Below are 19,873 nucleotides of genomic sequence, written 5' to 3'. Positions count from 1 at the left end.
TCAAAGCTGCTTTTTAATTATAAGTAAACTTATATCATCTGTCTGGATATAATTTTTAGTAAAGTTTGCCACTGAGGTCATTACAGCATTTTTAATCTTTTCCGGCTCCATATAAGCATGATCTTTTAACACTTTAAAAAATCTCTCTTTACCAAAGAATTCATTATTTTCATTTTCTGCTTCTATCACTCCATCAGTATATAAAACTAAAAGATCGTTATCCAGTACTTGAAAATTTTCCTCTTCGTAATTATAATTTTCTATTACACCCAACAAAATTTCTCCCACCTTAAGCTCAATAATCTCACCATTCCTGATGATTACAGGTGGATAATGTCCAGCATTTGTGGCAGTTAGCGAACCACTTTTCAAATTTAGCCTCATATAAAGCATAGTAATTATAAAATTATACTTATTGATCTGTTCAAATATCTGCTTTGATATAAGATTTACCATAAAACCAGGCGTAATACTCTTATCAATCTGTAAAGTGGTATGTATAATACTCCTGATCTGGGACATAATAAGTGCCGAAGATATACTATGGCCAGAAACATCAGCAATAACAATATCCACATTATCATTGTCCACCTTCACTATATCATAATAATCCCCCCCAACATATTCTGAAGGGGAATAGGATGATACCACTTCAAGACCTTCTAAATTTACGGTATCCACGGAAACGAGGGATGATTGGATAAGTTTTGCAATCTCGAGCTCTTTTGAGACCTCTTTTATTTTTATCAGCTCTTCTGTTTTATTATGATTATTTATCAGAAAAGCAAGCTGATTGGCAATACTTTCCAGAATATTCACAAATTCTTCGCTGAATATATTCTTGTAAGTTTTAGAAAACATTGAAAGAACCCCCTCAAGATTGTTGTCAATAACAAGGGGGATATGGCAGAACGATTTAATACCTCTATTTTTTAGCTCTAAGATATTTTCAAATTGCTCTACCTTATCAATATCATCTATATAGTAAGCTCTTGAATAAATTACAGTTTTGCCAATGTAAGTTTTTTCCGGATCTATCTTTCTAATGTGTGATATCATTTTAAAAGAGTTTATATCACCAGCGTAAGTGATTGTTTCAAGACCATCTTCTGTTTTTTTTCTGATAACAACTAAATCGAATTTGAGGTTGTTTTTTAAAACATTCAACGTATACTGAAGCTTTCCCACAAGATCCGTGGTGGAGGTAAACTGCCTTGATATTTCAAGCAATATGTTAAGCTCTGTAATTCTATGAATCAGAGTATCCCTTGATTCCCCCACCCCAAGACTTACAAGGTCTTTAAATATATTCAGCACATTTCTACCACTTCTACCAGACATTTCTAGGTAAGAATTTATTATAATCTCTGCAGCACTGGGTCCTACCGCAAGAGAAAGCTGTTTTTTTACATCTTTTACTAAGTTTTCTATATCTTCATTATTCAATTCCCGTTTATCTTTTTTTATGGACTTTAAATAACCATTGATAAATCTATTTGCGTAATCAGCACCAAAAAAGTTTGTCAGAATGTTTGTCACTTCCAGGATACTTAATCTTCTTGAAACCTCATCTTTACCTAAAAGGAAATGAAATTTTAAGCTTTCCACACACAATGCAGCAGTCTCTTTCTCCTCCTCATCCTGTTCCCGATGCATAGATAAAACAACCATAAACAGTATATTGAAAAACATACTCCAGAAGAGGGTATGACTCCATTGATTTAATCCGGAAAGTCCAAAAAGCTCGGTAGGTTTAAGCAAAGATATGCCAAACGGCCCCTCAGTAAGAATCGATTGGGGTAGCAAACCAGATTTTACAGTATAAGGTATCAACAAAGTCCAGAACCATACTATCATCCCCGCTAAAATTCCAAAAAACACACCACAGCGATTTATCCTTCTGATGAAAAGTCCTAAAATCAAACTGGGTGCAATTTGGGAGATGGCAGCAAACGACACAAGCCCCAGATCCACCAGTTGAAAAGATTCACCAACAAAATGAAAGAAAAAATATGCAAGTAGTATAATCAAAACTACACTTACCCTCTTGATAAATGTTATGTACCTGCCAAACTGAATAATCATAAGTTTTTTGATAAATATCTGCACTAAAATGTTATTTACCAGCATATTTGCCAGGTTTACCGAAGATACAATTATCATCCCGGTGGCAGCAGCAAACCCCCCAAGATATACGAGAATCATCATAAGATTTTCGTTGTTCATTTTTAGAAGATATAAAATCGTGTAGTCAGAATTGTAATTTCCATTAAGCATCATCTTTCCCGCTAAAGCAATAGGAATAACAAAGATATTTATAAGTAGTAGATAAAGAGGAAAGAGATACATCGCTTCTTTTATATACTTCGGAGAGTCGTTTTCCACCACCGCCATTTGAAATTGTCTTGGGAGGAAAATCACGGCAAACATACTCATAATAGCCATAGCAAACCATTTTCCATAGCTATTATCATTGCTATCAAGGATCATAAGCTTTGCCAGATCTTCCCTATGGCTATTCTGTTGCAAGAAATTGAAGATATTTTCAAAACCACCGGATAGTTTCACAATATAAAAACCAGCAACCAATAAAATAACAAGCTTTACAATCGATTCAAAAGCAATAACTCCCACAAGTCCGGGATGCTTCCTCCCCTCTTCCAGATGTCTAACACCAAAAATAGATGCCAGTACACCTATAAAAAGTGAAACATAAAAAGATGTATCCAGATAAAAAGGTAGCATAGAGTTAAGATGGCCATCTGACAATATGGCTATCGATTCATTAATCGATTTCAACTGAAGTGAAATATAAGGCGTAATGCCGAATAAACAGACCGCAGCAACAATCAATCCAATCCTTTTGGATCTACCGAACCTGAAGCTGGCAAAGTCCGCAATATTATTAATATTGTGTCTCTCAGTTATAGTTACAATTTTCCTCAATAAAAACCACCATGAAAATACCATAAGTGTGGGGGCAATATATATTGCAAGAAATTCGATTCCATTCGTACTAGCCCTCCCAACAGACCCATAATATGTCCAGGCTGTACAGTATACACCAAGTGTTAAGGAATATACATAGGGATTATATATGATATTTCTACGCTTACTGCTAAAATATCCAGAAAGCATTGCCACGATAAAAAGTAAAAATATATAAATGAGACTAACAATTAAAATAGTATCAATCTTCATTTCTTAAAAAAATTCTTCTAAAAATATAGACAACTATTATTGACCCTACCCAACCGAGAAAGAAGTAAAAATATATTAAAGGGATCTTGAATATGAATATCTTTTTGTCAAAAATTTTTATAAATGGATAATTTATAAACACCAAACCGCAACAGAAGAATGTCATCCAGACCCATAAACCTTTAGATCTCATAAACTCTCAAGATACTTTCACCAGATAACGCCCTTTAGCTTTCCCTTTTAAGATATTATTAACAGCTTCAGGAATATCAAAAAGTGTTATCTCCGTGACAAACCTATCAAGATGCCCTACCTTATATACATCCGCAATCTTATTTATTATATCGTGCTTTTTTATCTCAACAGAATCAACCCCTAACAATGAAACACCCCTTAAAATAAAAGGGAACACTGTCATACTTATATTTGGAGAAAAAGCCATACCACAGGCGGCCACCGCACCACCATAATTTATCGATTTGATAACATTTACCAGCACCTCACCACCTAAAGTATCAATAGCAGCAGCAAATTGTGGTTTGTGTAAAGCTTTCGGTGATGGTTGTTCAAAATCACTTCTGGGTATCACCTCATTTGCCCCAAAAGATTTGAGGTACTCAGTTTCAGAAATTTTTCCAGTAACAGCTGATACTATAAAACCGAGCTTGTGCAAAATTGCCACTGAAAAAATTCCCACCCCACCGGTTGCTCCAGTCACAGCTATTTTCCCATTTTCCTTTGATATACCATAAGAAACAAGTTTATCCACGCACAAAGCAGCGGTGACACCTGCAGTACCATATATCATAGATTCCTTTAAAGTAAGGTTTTCAGGTCTTTTCACCACCCAGCTGGCAGGCACACGGATATACTCCGCAAATCCACCTGAGGTATTCATACCAAGGTCAAAACCGATTACAATGACCTCATCACCCTTTTTGAAATCTTCACAGTTAGATTCCTCCACAACACCAGCCGCATCTATCCCCGGTGTATGCGGATAATTTTTTGTAACTCCCTTGTTGCCAGAGCATGACAATGCATCTTTGTAATTTATAGAAGAGTAATAAACCTTTATCAGCAAATCACCCTGTGGCAAACTGTCTAAATCTCTATCTTTTACTGTGATGTTGTACTTATTTTCTTTTTCTTCAACAACAACCGCCTTAAAAAGTTTACCCATATAAACCTCCAGCTCTACACATTAATTATATCATAATCATTACCTGTGATGCTTATACCACCTTTAGCCGTTACTAAAAATGTATTTTCGATACCTACCATCCCCACATTTTCTATCCCTTTTTTAGGCTCAATCGCCATTACCATATTCTCTTCTAATGGATCGTCAAAACCTTTTGCAATGACGGGGTATTCATCGATCACAAGACCTATTCCATGACCTATAAAACTTCACTTTATTCGGCCCAAACCCCATAAAATTTATATCAAAATCTTTATCCACCTTAGATATTATATCATCATATATCTTAGATGGTATTTCCCCTGGTCTTAACCTCTCTGCAACCATATTCTGTATCTCCACACATCTCTTATGAAAATCGTAAGCTTCAGGAGGTATCTTACCAAAAGCGTATACAGTGGTCTTATCGGTGTGGTAACCTTCATAGCCACAGCCGATATCAAGCATAATTACTGAATCTTTTTGTAGTTTTTTTCTATGGTTACCCAAAAGAGGTACCGCGGGAGAAACTCCAAATATCCCGGCGGGACCATCAAAAGAGTTGTAATAATTTCCACTATCAGCAAAACATATATTCCCCAGATAAAGCTCCGCATTAAATGTACCCATCCTGGTGAGCCCCTGCCCACCTTTTATAATAATCTCCCTTAAGATTTCCGCCCCCAATTCCGCCTCAGTAATCCCTTCCCTCAATACGTTAGGTACAAACTTTTGCAAAATATATTCATGTATTTCACCACTCTTTTTCATCAGCCCGATCTCATAATCCGATTTTACAGCTCTTGTCTTGGCTATTGCCAGATCAGCAGAACCAATTCTTTTAAAACCAAAAATTTTATTAAACTTTTCAAAAAATCCATATGGCACAACATCTTTTTCAATATGAATTGATTCCCCCTTCAAGTCTGTTACATTAGAAATATCTTTAAAACTCTTAATTGGATATATAAAATCGAGCGGTGACTCTATCTTTGCCCGCTCGTAGCTTTTACGAACGAAGAAAAAGTTCTCGCCTGTTCTTTTTATGATCAAAACGCCATTCTGCATAGTATTGGTAAAATAAAAGGTATTTACCTTTCCAAAAACAGCAACGATCTCCCAATCTTTTTCAAGATTGGTCATATTCTTCTTAAATCTTTCAAAGCGACTTAAAAGCTCCCCTTTTAAATTCATATAACCGTCCCCTTTTCAATTTTTTTATTGTGAAAAAAACTTCTAAGTTTGTTGAGTACTCTTTTTTCAATCTGTCTAATCCTTTCCCTGGTGAGATTTAGTTCCTTCCCCACCTCATCCAGTGTCCTTGATCTTTTACCGTCTAATCCGTATCTAAGAGTTATAATTACCTTTTCCGTTTCATTTAAATGGCCCATCCACTTAGATACTAACTTTTGAATGTTGAGTTCGAAAGCATGGTCAAAAGGGTCTGTGTGGATATTATCCGGTATCAGATTATGCATATTCTCCTGTTCATCTTCCGAAATTGGAGCATCTATGGATACATCGTGTCTCATAGCCTCCACAGCCTTGTAAATATTTGACAAAGTAATACCTGTATAAGTGGATAGCTCAGTATAAGTAGGGTTTCTCCCCAATGATTCTTGAAGTTCGGATTTAGCTTTTAAGATCTTTTTGATATACTCCAAAACATGAACTGGAACCCTTACAATTTTTGTATTTGCTATTATTGCTCGTTCAATCGCCTGTCTGATCCACCAAGTGGCATAGGTACTAAACTTAAAACCTTTTCTGTAATCAAACTTCTCCACAGCCCTTATAAGTCCTATATTACCTTCAGAGACAAGATCCTCCAGAGGAACACCCTTATTTGTATACTTTTTAGCAATAGATACCACAAGTCTCAAATTACAATAGATCATGGTTTCTTTTGCTTTCACATCTCCCTCTTCTATTCTCCTGGCAAGCTCACATTCCTCCTCTTTTGACAACACTGGACATTTGGAGAGCTCATTGAGGTAAAAAACTAAAGTATCAGAGCGTGAACCTTTTGAATCCTCAATCCCCTCTACACTATCTGTTTCTTCCTCCTCCAAAACCTCATTACTTAAAAAATCATCTTCATTAACATTCTCTTCATCGATGACTGCAAGGTAAAAATTGGTCAGATTATCATCTAATATTTCAGAAATTTTATTATCAGAATCTTTTTTTATAGGTTTCATAACACCTTTTTATCGGTTATTTATGATTACTTACTATGATTTTTCAAAAAAAACAAGAGGAATATATAAAAATAATTTCCGAAGATAAGTAGGCTCCATAACTATTTTCTTGCCAATATCAGCACTTTTTTTTCTCTCCAATTCAAATTCTTCTTTACAATTATCACAAAAATAATCTGATAAAGGTCGATTATTCTCAAATTTTAACATTTTTTCCCACAATTAGGGCAGTAACCATGTTGCTTAACCAAGTATTCTGTAATACGCGTATTTTCTGGGGCTACTCCTATAGTTTTCAGCGATATTCGTATTAAGATTGATATTCATATTCAAAATACAAATATCAGATTCAAAATAACTTTGACAGGCTTAAGGTTTTTTGAATACAAAAAATTTTATGGTGCCATACATTTTTTCGTTGATATTTTTTTTCTGTTGTGTTATATTTACAAATTATGAAAAAGTTTAGTAAGTACTTCGGTGGAATTTATATGCCTTACTGGTATGGGGCTTTTGTGGTAGTGATAGCTTTGATGCTCTTTTCTTACATTAACGTTGCATCCGTTGATAAGTTTGCTCTGAAGATTTTTGATGCAAACGGCAATCTTGTTAAAGAGGAAACTGTAACTAAAAAAGATCTTGAAAGGATCGATGCCCCGTTGCCTATTTCAAAGGCTTTTCACCCCATAAAAAAATTTTAGAGATCATAAATGAATGAAAACGAGATAATTGAAAAAGTCATTAAAGATATTGATAAGTTATTTCCTAAAAAATGCTCCTGCTGTGGCATTCTGTTTGAAAACTTCTTAGATTTTATTGAAAAAACCGAAATCCCTGCCCATGCATTTGATTCAAATTTTATGGTGATGCATCTTCACAATATTTACGATATCCTTGCATTGAGGAATTGTAAATGTAAAACCACGATTGCTCTACCATGTGCCATCGATCCTGAGTTTAAGAAAGAGATTGTACTATTTTTAGAAAAAGAAGCACAAAAATTAAACATCCCCACCGAAAAAATGGCCGGATTATTGCGGGATAAGATTATTAAAAGTGTACATAATAGGTCAAAATAGCCCCAACTATTCGATATATAGTTTATACATAGTTTGAACTTCTTTTAAAATAAAGATGGGTATTCCAATAGACAGCAATAATCATTCCAAGGATAAAAATAGCAATATCTTCATTTAAAAGTATAAAAAACCACATCAAATTGTAAATCATCGAAGATATCAGCCCCCTAACTTCAACAACAGTGTTAATCTTCCATATTTTATAAAGTAACCTGCCATTACCTATAAAAATCATAACACAAATAAGAGCTACCAATATAAAAGTAATTATAATAGCAGCATTTTTCTCCCCAATTGCCATGAGTATTGAAAGGATAATGATAAAAAACGACAGTGTAATCTGCAAAGAGATACTCACGACATTCTTTACAAATGTATTAAAAGCAACACTAAAGGGGTTCAAATCATGAGATTCTGTAAAGGTATAAATCTTACAGAAAAAAAGGATAAATAAAAAAATTAATGTTGAGATAAGATCGATCTCCCTGAAAATTGCAAAAACGATTACAAACCAGATCGGTATAGATGAAAATAGTAGTGATATGGTCAACAAAGGTTTGTCCATAAGGTATAAAAAATCCTCTCTACGCATCGAGCTTCTCCCTAATTCGGTAGAATAGCTCCAGAGCATCTTTTGGAGATAACTCGTCAGGGTTTATACTTTTTAATTCGGTGATGATGGGGTGTTCCTCAAAAAGTAGCATCGGCTGTATCACTGTTCTTTCGTAGGATTTCTTCCTTTTCGTCATCATAAATGAACCATCTATGGATATCTCATGCTTTTCAAGTATTGACAGGACCTCTTCTGCTCTGCTAACAATGACTTCCGGTAATCCAGCAAGTTTTGCAACATATATACCATAACTTCTATCAGCCACCCCTTCGGCTATCTTCCGCATGAAAATAATCTCATTTTTCCATTCTTTGACAAGAGCTGTATAGTTTTTAACGCCCGATACCATCGACTCAAGCTCCGTAAGCTCATGATAATGAGTGGCAAAAAGTGTCTTTGCCTTTATCCTTTCGGCGATATACTCCGCCACAGACCATGCAATTGATAAACCATCAAAGGTGGATGTCCCCCTACCAATCTCATCTAATATAATAAGAGATTTTGAGGTGGCATTCTTTAGTATATTCGCCGTTTCCAACATCTCCACCATAAATGTTGATTCCCCCCGAGCAAGATTATCCCTTGCCCCAACCCTCGTAAAGATCCTATCCACAAAACCGATTTTAGCCTCTCTCGCCGGTACAAACAAACCACAATGCGCCATAAGGGTTATGACTGCAGCAGTTCTTAAATATGTGCTTTTACCAGACATATTTGGTCCGGTAATAATCATCAATCTATTTTTTATTCCATCAAGTAATATATCATTTGGCACAAATCCTTCCCTCACCCTTCTTTCGATTACAGGATGTCTGCCATCTATGATTTTAATCTCCTCAAAATCCCCCACTTCAGGCCTTACATAATTATATTTTATTGCGCAAAAGGCAGCTGAAATGAAGAAATCGATTTCCGCCACCATCTGGGCAACATACCTTATCCGAGACGAATTTGATGATACGTCATCTCTAATCTGGCAGAAGATTTCATATTCGAGTTCCTGTAAGCGTTCTTCAGCGGTAAGGATCTTCTCCTCGAGTTTTTTCAATTCTGGAGTAATAAATCTTTCAGCATTCACAAGGGTTTGTCTTCTTTCATAATAATCAGGCACCTTACCCGCCTGACCTTTGGAAATCTCTATGTAGTATCCAAATACTTTGTTGTACCTTACTTTTAATGTGGAGATCCCTGTTTTTTCCTTTTCCTCATTTTCTATCTTCAGTAACAATGACTGACTGTTTTTTCTTATTCCCCTTAATTCATCAACTTCCGATGAATACCCATCTTTGATCACGCCACAATCTTTGATATTCAATGGTGGGTCATCACTTATAGCATTATCAATTAATTGATAAATATCTTTTAAATCATCAAAATTATCAATAAAGTCCTGCAAAATCGGAGATATATACCCTTTTAAGATCTTTTTTATCTGGGGCAGTTGCTTTAATGAGTTTTTTAAACCAACTAAATCCCTTGGGGAACCTTTTTTTGCAGAAATCCTCGTAATTATCCTTTCTATATCGTTTATCTCCGATAAAACTTTTGATAAACTATCTATCAAATCGCTATTATTCACAAAAAAAGTGATCCATTCCTGCCTTCTCAGTATTTCAAATTTTAGTCTTGTTGGGGTCAGCAGATAAAATTTTAAAAGCCTCTCCCCCATAGCCGTTTTACAAAAGTTTAGCACATCAAATAACGAAGTTTTCCCGGACGGATCTGAGGACTCCACCACCTCCAGAGTCTTTATGGCAACCGCATCCATATACAATGTATCGTCAAAAGTAAAAAACTCAGGAAATTTCAATTTAACATCCAGTAGATTATCATCTATATACTTAATAAGGTTAAAGAGAGCCTTCACTATACTCTCTTCCCTGATACCGATAGCTATTGTGGAAGTAATTTCATAATAATCTGCCACTCTATCAAGCATATATTCGTAGTTATATCGATATCTGAGGATAGTGGCATTCCTCACCGTTGGATTATTCATGGTGGTAATAATCTCTTTTGGGCTCCACTGTGTTATGATATCTTCAATTGAAGCAGATTTTGTAACAAATGTATCACCTGTGGAGGTATCGGATACAACAGCATAAAAGATATCACCATCCTTTTCAAATGAAAGTATAAAGTTAAAATCATTACCCGCCAATATATCATCTTCAATCAGTGTACCAGGGGTCACCACCCTCACCACTCCTCTTTTTACAATCCCTTTTGCATTTTTGGGATCTTCCAGTTGCTCACATATCGCCACTTTGTACCCAGCATCCACAAGCTTTTTTAAATAGGGGATATAGGAATGATAGGGTATACCACACATTGGAATAGGATTTTCTTCATTCTTATTTCTGGCAGTCAACGCTATATTCAGGATTTTTGAAGCGATTTTAGCATCTTCCCCAAACATCTCATAAAAATCCCCCATACGGAAAAAAAGTATGGCATCAGGGTAATTCTTTTTCTCCTGGAGAAACTGGCTGTACATTGGGGTGATTTTGATGTTATCTTCCATAGGTGTTAAAGGGCAATGATAGTGTCTACATATCTGCAGGATGGACAAATACTAAAAAAATTAATAAATTTAGCCTTGCAGTTATCACATTGGTAAAGATGTTCATTCATAAATATATTCGATAAAAACTGATCCCCTAGGAGCTTCGCATAATGCTTTAGGATCACTCTTGGTATATTATAATTATTTGAATATGTTACCAAAATATCTTTCCCTTTTTCCACATCCCCATTGGATAAAGCCTCTTCTGATAAGTATATATAGTAAAATGGATTGCTACTATTTTCGTTTACCCTTTTGTCAAGCAATCTTTCAAATTGTAAAAGATCCGCATAAGTTTTAAACTTATCCCTGATGTAATAAAGATCATCAATCGATTTTATAAGATCCCCATACATCACCTCAATCAGAAGATCCAGTCCTTTCCCATTTTTGCCATTCTGAAAATAGTATCCCGCAAGTTCGAATCTTACACTTCTGAGACTGTTATTGTATTTTAGAGATTTCAAAAGGTAGGCACTAAACTCAGAATCATTACCACCCAATTTTAATGCCTTCTGGTAGTAGCAGTAGGAAACCATTACGGAGTTATCCATCTTTTTAAAGTGTTCCGCCGCCGTCTCGAAATCTTCTATCGTATAGAGTAAATAAGGTAAAATTTCTTTAAGCTTTGGGTCATCTTCTTTTTTCAGAAAATCTGATATAAAATTCACAGCCTCTTTATCTTTACCAAGTGCAATCAGATTTGCCACCAATTCCTGCGCCACTATATTATTTGGATATATCTTATCGGCAGTAAAAAGATTTTTTTGAATTTGTAAGGCACCTTCAAAATCGTTCATCTTCCTTAAGATTCCACCCATAAGGAAATAATAATCATCGGGGATATCCTTCCCTTCGTAACTCTTTTTTAATAAATCAAGTGCCGCAGCATATTCACCATTTATCAAGTGATAAAATACTCTTGAGTTACCAGTTTCTTTAGTCCTGTCAAAAAATCGTATCATTTCACATCCTTATTAAGAGGGGAGGATTTGATCCTGTTTAGCTCATTTTTGGTTTTATTGAGTTCGGATCTAAGACTTCTAATTTCGATAAACTTTTTAAAGCTATTTTTAAGAGAGAAAAGCCAATAGACGAAAACACCGAGGAGAAATGAAATGATAATAACGATAAATAAAGGGATCTGCATGGGTGTTTGCCCAATCATGTAGTGTATCTCTACATTCTGGATATTCATTGCAGAGAATATTATCAAAAATAGAATAATGATCAGCTTTAAAATATTAACGATAATCTTCATAACATTACCTCTATCCCCTTTAAAATTTTATTGTATGTCTGCTCAATATGTTCGGAAATGACCTTCACCTCACCGATAACAGGCATAAAATTAGTATCTCCATTCCATCTGGGGACTATGTGAAAATGTAAATGGTCTACAATACCAGCACCAGCAGTCCTTCCAAGGTTGTACCCAAGATTGAATCCATCAGGATTCATAGTCATCTTAATGGCTTTTATGATAATAGAGGTGACTAAATGTATATCGATCACTTCATCTCTCGTAAGCTCCTCAAATATCGCAGTATGTCTATAAGGGGCTACCATAGTATGCCCATTCGTATATGGAAAAAGATTTAACATCGCAAAAGAGAATCGACCCCTATATACGATAAGATTCTCCATATCATTGTCTTCTTTTGGTTTATTGCAGAAAATACAACCTTCATCTTTGTGAGATCCATCTATATATCTCATCCGCCAGGGTGCCCAGATCTTTTCCATGCTTTACCTCTCTTGTTTAACTTCTTTATAATACAACATCTCATTTATTTTTTCAATAAAATATTGACCATAAGATTTATTTTCATATAATTGTATTCATGAGGATATTAATAGCACCTGATTCTTTCAAAGAGTCCCTATCCGCAAAAGAGGTCATAAACACTATATCAAATGCCTTTATTTTAGAAATGCCAGATCTTACAATAATTAAAGTCCCTATGGCAGATGGAGGAGAAGGGACAGCAGAAACATTAATCGAAGCAACAAACGGATATTTTGTGGAAAAAGATGTTTTTGATCCCCTTTGCAGAAAGATTAAATCGAAATATGGTATCACGGGTGACGGTAAAAGATGTATCATCGAAATGGCATCCTGCTGCGGCTTATCTCTATTAAAACCTGAAGAGAGAAATCCATCCATTACCACAACATTTGGGCTGGGGGAACTTATCAGAGATGCATTAAACAAAGGGATAAAGGAATTCATAATTGGTATTGGTGGAAGTGCCACAAATGATGCTGGTGCCGGTATGCTACAGGCCCTTGGCTTTGGATTAAAAGATAAAGATGGAAAAGAGATTGGATTTGGTGGCTACGAGCTCGAAAGGGTAGAATCGATAGATCTAACAAATGTAGATTATAACCTCAAAGATACAAAATTTCTCATCGCCTGTGATGTGGATAACCCTATGGTTGGAGAAAATGGCGCTTCCTATGTTTATGGACCCCAAAAAGGTGCCGATATGCAAATGGTGGAAAAGCTTGATAAAGCTCTGGTAAAATTTTCAAAAGTGATAAAAAAAGTCACAGGCATGGATATATACAATATACCAGGCACTGGTGCTGCCGGCGGAATTGGTGCAGCTTTTCTATCATTTTTAAACGCTAAACTGATGCCAGGATTTGAAATTGTATCGGAATTTCATAATTTGGAAGAAAAGATAAAAGAATCAGATTTAGTGATTACCGGCGAGGGGAAAACTGATCATCAAACAAAATTTGGCAAGGTCGTCTCCGGAGTTTCAAAAATAGCCAAACGACACAATAAACCTGTCATATGCATATCGGGATCCTACACAGAAGATGCCACCACCCTTTACGATTATGGGATAACAGCAATATTTAGCTCTATACATACACCGGATAATCTAGAAAATATAATGAAAAATGCTAACAAGAATCTCCACTTCACAGCCCTAAATGTGGCAAGAATGATAAAATTTTTGAATAAAAAAAGGGGGGGAGCCCCCCAGAATCTCTATTAACTACTTTGAAAGATTTTGAACAATCTTATCAGACACTGATAAAGGATCAAGCCCCATAAGTTTTAATACGTCAGCTGGTTTACCCGAATATGGATAATAATCAGCCCCGAATGCGACAACTTTAACTCCAGCTCCTTCCTCACATAACTTCTGGGATAAGATTGCACCAAGCCCGGTATATCTATTATGATCTTCGTATACAAAAACAACACCTTTACCGGAATATCTCTTCAAAAGCTCCATATCTGGAGCAAGAGGTGTGGAAAATACCAAAACTGCCATATCGATCTTACCTGAAAGAAGCTCCCTCACTTTTAGCGCATAAGGTGTCATGGCACCATAGGTTATAAGAGGAATAGCTCCATCCCTTAAAATATCCCCTTTTCCATATTCAAATTTGTAATTTTCTCCATAAAATGGCTTACCATTTTCATCGGATAGTACAGGCGTCTTGGATCTACCCATTGCTATAAGAAAATTCCCATACTCTTTGACAGCAAAACGTACAGCCTTGTCTGTCTGATTTGGATCTGCAGGGACGATAACTTTAAACCCATAGAGATTTCGCATAGCCCCCACGTAGTCAAGACATTGATGGGTTCTACCATCTTCACCCACATCGATCCCTACATGTGTTGTCACTACTTTTAAATTAGTATGGTTTATATCGTTTAACCTTTGTTGATTGTATGTTTCATCCACACCGAAAACGCCAAAATCTGCAAACACACCAACCACGCCATTCACCGAAGCGGCCCCTGCCATCGTGGCGGTATGATGCTCCTGGATTCCAGACTGGAAAAAGTTTTTTGGAAATTCCTTCTCCACCTTGTCCGTTTTAACTGATGATGCAAGATCGCAATCAAAAACAGCAATTTTATCTTCATTCAACTGAACTATATCTGTGATCGCATTCCCAAAGGCTGTCCTATTGTCAAGAGATGCATCGATATTATAGATCTTGGACATTCCGGTATCTATATTAAAATCATCTCTGTGAAAGGTATGTTTTGAAACATCAGCCACAAACTTACTTCTAATATCTTTATAGTATTGTAGATTATTTTCAATACCAAGTTCTTTTAGAGCTTCATCCAATTGAACTTCTGTCAGAGGTTTACCGTGATAGTCTGCAATATTCTCCATAAAGCTTACATTTTTACCCATCGTAGTTCTGGCAAGAACCATTGTGGGTCGATCTATACTTTTACTCATTTTTATGGCATTTAATATTTCATCAAAATTATGCCCATCAATTTCAAGCACCACCCAGCCATCAGCAACATATTCATCTTTTATATTCTGGGGCATTACTCTTGAAATATCACCACTTATCTGTAATTTATTGTAATCAATAAAAACAGTTATATTTTTAAGATTATATTTCACCGCAAATCTTCTTGCTTCTGAGATCTGCCCCTTTTGATGCTCACCATCCCCCATTATTACAAATATATCGTAGTCTATCTGTTTTACTCTACCAGCCACAGCCATCCCACATGCAGCAGAAAGCCCCTGCCCCAAGTTACCTGTAGTCCATTCAACTCCTGGTACAGATCTTTCTATATGCCCCTCAAAAATACTACCTGCAAGCCTGAAGGTGGCGATAGCCTCATCTATATCGAAAAAGCCCAAATTTCCAAGTGTGCTATACACGGCAGGTGAGATATGCCCATTGGATACCACCACCCTATCCCTGTCTGCTTTATAAGGGTTTTTTGGATCAATATCGGCTACCAAATACAAAGTGTAAAGCATATCGATTGTAGAAAGGGAGCCACCAGGATGGCCACTCTTGGCTAATGTGGTCATCTTTAGTATGTCACCTCTACACTTATTCGTGGCAGAGATCAATTCTTTTTTATTTGACAAAATCTTTTCAATTTTATTTATTTCCACAAACTCTTCTCCTAAAAATTTTTTGTTAAAACTATCCTAAATCACACAAAAGTTCAACATTTTTTTACTGCTTACCCTAATATAAAAAAACCATAAAAGTAATAAAAAACTATTGACTTTTATTTAAATAAATATAAAAATTAAAAAAAATCTTAGGAGGACTGCTCTATGAAAAAAGGTTTTACTTTAATTGAGCTTGTAATAGTTATCGTAATTCTTGGTATTTTAGCCGCCGTTGCCATACCAAAGTTTGCTGATCTGCAAAAGGATGCAAAGGTTTCAGCTGTAAAAGGTTTGGGTGGTTCTATTTCTGCTGCCAAGGATATTGTAAGAGCAAAATGGTTGGCTCAGGATAACGTCTCATCAGACAATGTTACAATAGAAGGTAAAACTGTAAAAGTATACGCCAATGACACTACTAACTCTTATAGAAATGGCTATCCTATAGCTTCCAACGATGGCATACTCAATGCAATAAGCTACGATAATAAAACTTATGAAATAGATAACACTACTACCAACAAACTAACTTTTTATTATAAAGGTTTCAAGGGTGCTACAAACAATAAATGCTATGCTGAATATGATGCTACAAGCAACACAGAATCACCTAAAGTAGTAATTGAAACAACTGATTGTCAGTAGAAGTAAAAAAAGGGGGTATCTCCTCCCCCTTTTTTTTATTATGTTGTTTTTACAGATTAGCTTTTTTTTAAAAAGTTAAGTTGTAATTTTTCATCTTTCTTACTATAACTTATTATGAGGTTTAATTATAAAGGAACAAATAAAAAAGGTGAGCTAATAAAAGGGATCATAGATGCACCAAATATTGAGGAAGCTTCAATAATTCTATATTCTCAAGGGATCATCCCTCAAATCATCAGAGAGTCTTCCTCTCTCGATCTTTTGACTCACAAAATAGAAAAATTCCTAAGCAAGTATGAAAAGGTTAAACTCGAAGAGCTTATAGTATTCACCAGACAATTTGCAAGTCTTTTTACCGCAGGGATTCCGATACTTACGATTCTAAGGCGTCTTGAAACCCAAAACTATTCAAAAAAAATGAAGGAAACAATATCTACAATCATCAGAGACATAGAAGCAGGTACCCCCCTCAGCATAGCTTTTAGAAAACATAAAGATATTTTTTCAGATCTCTATATCAATATGCTTAGAGTAGGTGAAGAGGGTGGTGTCTTGGATATAGTTTTACAAAGATTGGCACTGATATTAGAAACAGATTTAGATACAAGAAATAAAATAAAAAATGCCACCAGATACCCAAAGCTGGTCATCTCGGCAATAGTAATAGCCTTTATCATACTTATGACATTTGTAATCCCCAAGTTTGCAAGTCTCTTCTCAAAATTTGATGCTGCATTACCTCTACCTACAAGAATGCTTATTTTCTTAAACGATTTTTTTCACAATTTTTGGTGGCTCATACTTTTGATAGTTTTACTAATTTTTATAATCTACAGCAAATATAAAAAAACACCACAAGGGAAGAAAAAGATCGATGAGTATACCCTTAAAATACCCATCATAGGCCCTCTCACTCATAAAATTTACCTTTCGAGAATTGCGCGGATACTTGGTCTTCTATATAAAAGTGGTATCTCCATTATTACGAGCTTTGAGATTGTCAGTGAAGTTACTGGCAATGATGTAATAAAAGATGAGCTACTCATCATTAAAGAAAAAATTACTCGAGGGGCAACAATTCATGGATCATTTGAAGCATCAAAATATTTCCCTCCTGTGGTAAGTGATATGATTTCAGCTGGTGAAGATACAGGACAGTTGGATGAGATGCTATTTAAGATTGCAGACTATTATGATGGTGAGGTGGACTATTCCATTAAAACCCTCTCCCAAGCTATTGAACCGATATTGCTTTTGATGATAGCAGCAATGGTGCTTATCTTAGCTCTGGGTGTATTCTTACCTATGTGGGATATGGTAAAAGTGTTTAAACAGTAAAATGAAGTCTTTGAAAGGATACTCCACACTTGAGACATTGATTGTGCTGATAATAATCTCAATCTTCATTAGTATTTTATACTCAAGATACAAAAAAATAGAGCATGAAGCCAAACTGTCCATAAGAGGTCGAGAAATATATACCCTAAACCTCATGATTGAGCTATACAAAAGCAAAAAAGGTAGATATCCAGATAATCTATCAACACTATTTTTAGAAGGGGTAATCGACAATAAAACTATCGAATTCTTAAATCCCTCAAAACGTCTAAAAAATGGTAAATTTTACGATCCATTAGGGGAAGAATATCTTTATGATAACAATACTGGAAAAATAATAAATTAAATTTGAAAAAATTTCTAAAAAATATTATAATAATATTATACCGCCACAATGGAGGTAAATTATGCCATATACCATAAAGGAAGAGAACTATTTATATAAAGACTACATCCATTGGCTAAATGATGATCTATATGGAATTATTGATAGACAAGCTTACAACACGACATATTCACCAAGCAGAAAATATCAGAAGATTTCCCAAAACTTTTTTTCTCAATTTAAGAATAGGAGACTTGACATCAATTCACCTCTGTAAAATAACTTTGTAATAGATATTTTAAATATAGATTGATGTTTTGGAGGAATAAAATGAAAAGAATTATTTTAGTTCTTTTGCTACTTTTTTCCATTATAACTCAGAGTTTTGGGGCTGATCGCTATGTCGGAGGATGTGGATCTCCATACTATAACACAATTAGTGCCGCTATCACTGCTGCATCCGATGGTGATACCATCAAAATCTGTGATGGCATTTATAACGAGGCTATAACAATAAACAAAGGACTTACCATTACAAGCGCAAGCGGCGATAGAACAAAGGTAACTATCAGAAGCAACAATAATTCTTCAACTGCAATTATTACCACTTATGCTTCTATTACCATTTCAAATATAAAAATAGAAAACAGTGGTAATGGCAATACAATAAGATTAAACACCGATCCATCTAACCCAGTAACATTTGATAATTTGGAGTTAAATAGTAATGGTCAATCAATCTACGTTGCATCTAATATAAACAGTAGCATAACGATAAAAAATAGTATAATAACCTCAAATATGAGTAATGGTATCTACTTTAATAACATATTAAATAACGGTATCATAATAGATAATGTAAGTATAACATCATATGATAATGGTATATATTTTAACAACACCATAAATAATGGAGTTACAATAAAAAACAGCAAAATAACATCACTGAATAACCAAGGTATATATTTTAGATCAGAAATAAACGGCGAAGCATATTTTGACAATATAACAGTTGATAATGGTATATATTTTAACAACACCATAAATAATGGAGTTACAATAAAAAACAGCAAAATAACATCACTGAATAACCAAGGTATATATTTTAGATCAGAAATAAACGGCGAAGCATATTTTGACAATATAACAGTATCGTCAAAAAACAGAGCTATAAATCTAAATATTGTCAACGGAAAAGCCATCATCAAAAATGTAAGTGCAAAAACTACTACAAGTAATGCAACCAATAATGAGGCTCTTTATGTTTCTGGAACTCTCAATAATGGAATTACTATCAATAACAGTATCTTCAAATCATCAAATGGCAAAGCTGCGGTATTTACAAATGATATTTGGGGCAACGGGCTCTCCATCGACAGCAGTCAATTTATTGCATACCAAGCAGCTCTTGAACTGGCAAGCTCTAGAAATTATAATCCAGTTATTACAAACTCATACTTTGAAAGCAAAACGGACACAGCATTAAATGCAAATTTGGCAAATTGGACAAAGTTTTATGTAAATAACAGCTGCTTTAAAACATCATCTACAAACATCAATAAATATGGATTAAATCTATCAATATCTAATTCCAATGATGTCCATATAAACAACAATTGTTTTTATGCACCAACTACAAAACAATTAGCTATATCAACCACAGCAGGTTACGACTGGAGTGGGAACTATTGGGAAAATAATATTGGTGTATACAATCAAAATAAAGTGTATGATGGCACCCCTTTATCATCCTGTCAGTCAGGTTGTAGTAGACCAAAACCGATTGTTGAATACAGAATGGATGAATGCAGT

General features: G+C 35.1%; 20 protein-coding genes. 8 read left to right on the top strand and 12 right to left on the bottom strand.

Features of this window, described 5'->3' with window-relative positions; genetic code table 11:
* The 6 genes from ACP5Q2_RS01410 to ACP5Q2_RS01385 form a co-directional block, all read right to left on the bottom strand.
* The gene (locus tag ACP5Q2_RS01410; protein WP_428096434.1) at positions 1-3,201 is read right to left on the bottom strand and encodes a SpoIIE family protein phosphatase; all 3,201 of its coding nucleotides are present in this window, start codon (positions 3,199-3,201) and stop codon (positions 1-3) included.
* Between the two features lie 199 nt (positions 3,202-3,400).
* Positions 3,401-4,384: a YhdH/YhfP family quinone oxidoreductase gene (locus ACP5Q2_RS01405; protein WP_424604775.1), complete on the bottom strand. Its 984-nt coding sequence runs from the start codon at positions 4,382-4,384 to the stop codon at positions 3,401-3,403.
* Positions 4,385-4,398: 14 nt separating this feature from the next.
* A complete protein-coding gene (locus ACP5Q2_RS01400; protein ID WP_428096431.1) occupies positions 4,399-4,587 on the bottom strand; it encodes a M24 family metallopeptidase in 189 nt (62 codons plus the stop codon).
* Complete coding sequence (locus tag ACP5Q2_RS01395) at positions 4,577-5,578, bottom strand: M24 family metallopeptidase (protein ID WP_428096428.1); 1,002 nt, start codon at positions 5,576-5,578, stop codon at positions 4,577-4,579. Before ACP5Q2_RS01395 ends, ACP5Q2_RS01400 begins: the two co-directional genes overlap by 11 nt.
* Positions 5,575-6,585: a sigma-70 family RNA polymerase sigma factor gene (locus ACP5Q2_RS01390; RefSeq protein ID WP_428096425.1), complete on the bottom strand. Its 1,011-nt coding sequence runs from the start codon at positions 6,583-6,585 to the stop codon at positions 5,575-5,577. The genes ACP5Q2_RS01395 and ACP5Q2_RS01390 overlap by 4 nt, the downstream gene beginning before the upstream one ends.
* A 33-nt stretch (positions 6,586-6,618) precedes the next feature.
* The gene (locus ACP5Q2_RS01385) at positions 6,619-6,795 is read right to left on the bottom strand and encodes a DpnI domain-containing protein (RefSeq protein WP_428096421.1); all 177 of its coding nucleotides are present in this window, start codon (positions 6,793-6,795) and stop codon (positions 6,619-6,621) included.
* Between the two features lie 245 nt (positions 6,796-7,040).
* On the opposite strand from ACP5Q2_RS01385, the gene ACP5Q2_RS01380 reads away from it, so the two are divergent.
* Both ACP5Q2_RS01380 and ACP5Q2_RS01375 read left to right on the top strand, forming a co-directional pair.
* Positions 7,041-7,286 carry a hypothetical protein gene (locus ACP5Q2_RS01380; protein WP_424604771.1) on the top strand — a complete coding sequence of 82 codons (246 nt, stop codon included), beginning with the start codon at positions 7,041-7,043 and terminating at the stop codon, positions 7,284-7,286.
* 9 nt (positions 7,287-7,295) lie between these two features.
* Positions 7,296-7,664 carry a hypothetical protein gene (locus tag ACP5Q2_RS01375; RefSeq protein ID WP_424604770.1) on the top strand — a complete coding sequence of 123 codons (369 nt, stop codon included), beginning with the start codon at positions 7,296-7,298 and terminating at the stop codon, positions 7,662-7,664.
* A gap of 22 nt (positions 7,665-7,686) precedes the next feature.
* Here the strand turns inward: ACP5Q2_RS01375 and ACP5Q2_RS01370 are convergent, their stop codons facing one another.
* The 5 genes from ACP5Q2_RS01370 to ACP5Q2_RS01350 are packed head-to-tail and all read right to left on the bottom strand — an operon-like array spanning position 7,687 to position 12,589.
* Positions 7,687-8,256 carry a hypothetical protein gene (locus ACP5Q2_RS01370; RefSeq protein WP_428096418.1) on the bottom strand — a complete coding sequence of 190 codons (570 nt, stop codon included), beginning with the start codon at positions 8,254-8,256 and terminating at the stop codon, positions 7,687-7,689.
* On the bottom strand, positions 8,249-10,801 hold the full coding sequence (mutS, locus tag ACP5Q2_RS01365; RefSeq protein ID WP_428096415.1) for a DNA mismatch repair protein MutS: 2,553 nt from the start codon (positions 10,799-10,801) through the stop codon (positions 8,249-8,251). The genes ACP5Q2_RS01370 and mutS overlap by 8 nt, the downstream gene beginning before the upstream one ends.
* Positions 10,802-10,806: 5 nt before the next feature.
* Positions 10,807-11,808 (bottom strand): tetratricopeptide repeat protein, encoded by a 1,002-nt coding sequence (locus tag ACP5Q2_RS01360; protein ID WP_424604767.1) that lies wholly within the window; start codon positions 11,806-11,808, stop codon positions 10,807-10,809.
* Positions 11,805-12,104 (bottom strand): LapA family protein, encoded by a 300-nt coding sequence (locus tag ACP5Q2_RS01355; protein WP_428096413.1) that lies wholly within the window; start codon positions 12,102-12,104, stop codon positions 11,805-11,807. Before ACP5Q2_RS01355 ends, ACP5Q2_RS01360 begins: the two co-directional genes overlap by 4 nt.
* Positions 12,101-12,589 (bottom strand): HIT family protein, encoded by a 489-nt coding sequence (locus ACP5Q2_RS01350; protein ID WP_424604765.1) that lies wholly within the window; start codon positions 12,587-12,589, stop codon positions 12,101-12,103. The genes ACP5Q2_RS01355 and ACP5Q2_RS01350 overlap by 4 nt, the downstream gene beginning before the upstream one ends.
* Positions 12,590-12,687: 98 nt before the next feature.
* Here ACP5Q2_RS01350 and ACP5Q2_RS01345 point away from each other — a divergent pair, with 98 nt between their 5' ends.
* Positions 12,688-13,854, top strand: coding sequence for a glycerate kinase family protein (locus ACP5Q2_RS01345; protein WP_428096410.1), 1,167 nt, complete (start codon positions 12,688-12,690; stop codon positions 13,852-13,854).
* On the opposite strand, the gene ACP5Q2_RS01340 is transcribed toward ACP5Q2_RS01345, so the two are convergent.
* Positions 13,855-15,753 (bottom strand): transketolase family protein, encoded by a 1,899-nt coding sequence (locus ACP5Q2_RS01340; protein ID WP_428096407.1) that lies wholly within the window; start codon positions 15,751-15,753, stop codon positions 13,855-13,857.
* A gap of 168 nt (positions 15,754-15,921) precedes the next feature.
* Here ACP5Q2_RS01340 and ACP5Q2_RS01335 point away from each other — a divergent pair, with 168 nt between their 5' ends.
* From ACP5Q2_RS01335 to ACP5Q2_RS01315, 5 genes are all read left to right on the top strand, one after another.
* Positions 15,922-16,398: a type IV pilin protein gene (locus tag ACP5Q2_RS01335; protein WP_428096405.1), complete on the top strand. Its 477-nt coding sequence runs from the start codon at positions 15,922-15,924 to the stop codon at positions 16,396-16,398.
* Positions 16,399-16,512: 114 nt separating this feature from the next.
* Complete coding sequence (locus tag ACP5Q2_RS01330; RefSeq protein WP_428096402.1) at positions 16,513-17,736, top strand: type II secretion system F family protein; 1,224 nt, start codon at positions 16,513-16,515, stop codon at positions 17,734-17,736.
* Position 17,737: 1 nt separating this feature from the next.
* Entirely contained in the window at positions 17,738-18,082 is a 345-nt protein-coding gene (locus ACP5Q2_RS01325; RefSeq protein ID WP_428096399.1) for a hypothetical protein, read from the top strand.
* 61 nt (positions 18,083-18,143) lie between these two features.
* A complete protein-coding gene (locus tag ACP5Q2_RS01320) occupies positions 18,144-18,338 on the top strand; it encodes a hypothetical protein (protein ID WP_428096396.1) in 195 nt (64 codons plus the stop codon).
* Between the two features lie 53 nt (positions 18,339-18,391).
* Positions 18,392-19,873 (top strand): hypothetical protein (locus ACP5Q2_RS01315; RefSeq protein ID WP_428096394.1); only part of this gene is annotated, 1,482 nt, incomplete at its 3' end.

This window comes from Calditerrivibrio sp. (genome assembly GCF_049968475.1).
Classification (GTDB): domain Bacteria; phylum Chrysiogenota; class Deferribacteres; order Deferribacterales; family Calditerrivibrionaceae; genus Calditerrivibrio; species Calditerrivibrio nitroreducens_A.
Note: the sequence above shows the minus strand (reverse complement) of the source record. Positions and strands in the feature narration are given on the sequence as shown.

Excerpts from the sequence above, each read along its gene's own strand:
- ACP5Q2_RS01410 (WP_428096434.1), bottom strand. The coding sequence starts at position 3,201 with ATGAAGATTGATACTATTTTAATTGTTAGTCTCATTTATATATTTTTA.
- ACP5Q2_RS01405 (WP_424604775.1), bottom strand. The coding sequence starts at position 4,384 with ATGGGTAAACTTTTTAAGGCGGTTGTTGTTGAAGAAAAAGAAAATAAG.
- ACP5Q2_RS01395 (WP_428096428.1), bottom strand. The coding sequence starts at position 5,578 with ATGAATTTAAAAGGGGAGCTTTTAAGTCGCTTTGAAAGATTTAAGAAG.
- ACP5Q2_RS01390 (WP_428096425.1), bottom strand. The coding sequence starts at position 6,585 with ATGAAACCTATAAAAAAAGATTCTGATAATAAAATTTCTGAAATATTA.
- ACP5Q2_RS01385 (WP_428096421.1), bottom strand. The coding sequence starts at position 6,795 with ATGTTAAAATTTGAGAATAATCGACCTTTATCAGATTATTTTTGTGAT.
- ACP5Q2_RS01380 (WP_424604771.1), top strand. The coding sequence starts at position 7,041 with ATGAAAAAGTTTAGTAAGTACTTCGGTGGAATTTATATGCCTTACTGG.
- ACP5Q2_RS01375 (WP_424604770.1), top strand. The coding sequence starts at position 7,296 with ATGAATGAAAACGAGATAATTGAAAAAGTCATTAAAGATATTGATAAG.
- ACP5Q2_RS01370 (WP_428096418.1), bottom strand. The coding sequence starts at position 8,256 with ATGCGTAGAGAGGATTTTTTATACCTTATGGACAAACCTTTGTTGACC.
- mutS (WP_428096415.1), bottom strand. The coding sequence starts at position 10,801 with ATGGAAGATAACATCAAAATCACCCCAATGTACAGCCAGTTTCTCCAG.
- ACP5Q2_RS01360 (WP_424604767.1), bottom strand. The coding sequence starts at position 11,808 with ATGATACGATTTTTTGACAGGACTAAAGAAACTGGTAACTCAAGAGTA.
- ACP5Q2_RS01355 (WP_428096413.1), bottom strand. The coding sequence starts at position 12,104 with ATGAAGATTATCGTTAATATTTTAAAGCTGATCATTATTCTATTTTTG.
- ACP5Q2_RS01350 (WP_424604765.1), bottom strand. The coding sequence starts at position 12,589 with ATGGAAAAGATCTGGGCACCCTGGCGGATGAGATATATAGATGGATCT.
- ACP5Q2_RS01345 (WP_428096410.1), top strand. The coding sequence starts at position 12,688 with ATGAGGATATTAATAGCACCTGATTCTTTCAAAGAGTCCCTATCCGCA.
- ACP5Q2_RS01335 (WP_428096405.1), top strand. The coding sequence starts at position 15,922 with ATGAAAAAAGGTTTTACTTTAATTGAGCTTGTAATAGTTATCGTAATT.
- ACP5Q2_RS01330 (WP_428096402.1), top strand. The coding sequence starts at position 16,513 with ATGAGGTTTAATTATAAAGGAACAAATAAAAAAGGTGAGCTAATAAAA.
- ACP5Q2_RS01325 (WP_428096399.1), top strand. The coding sequence starts at position 17,738 with ATGAAGTCTTTGAAAGGATACTCCACACTTGAGACATTGATTGTGCTG.
- ACP5Q2_RS01320 (WP_428096396.1), top strand. The coding sequence starts at position 18,144 with ATGCCATATACCATAAAGGAAGAGAACTATTTATATAAAGACTACATC.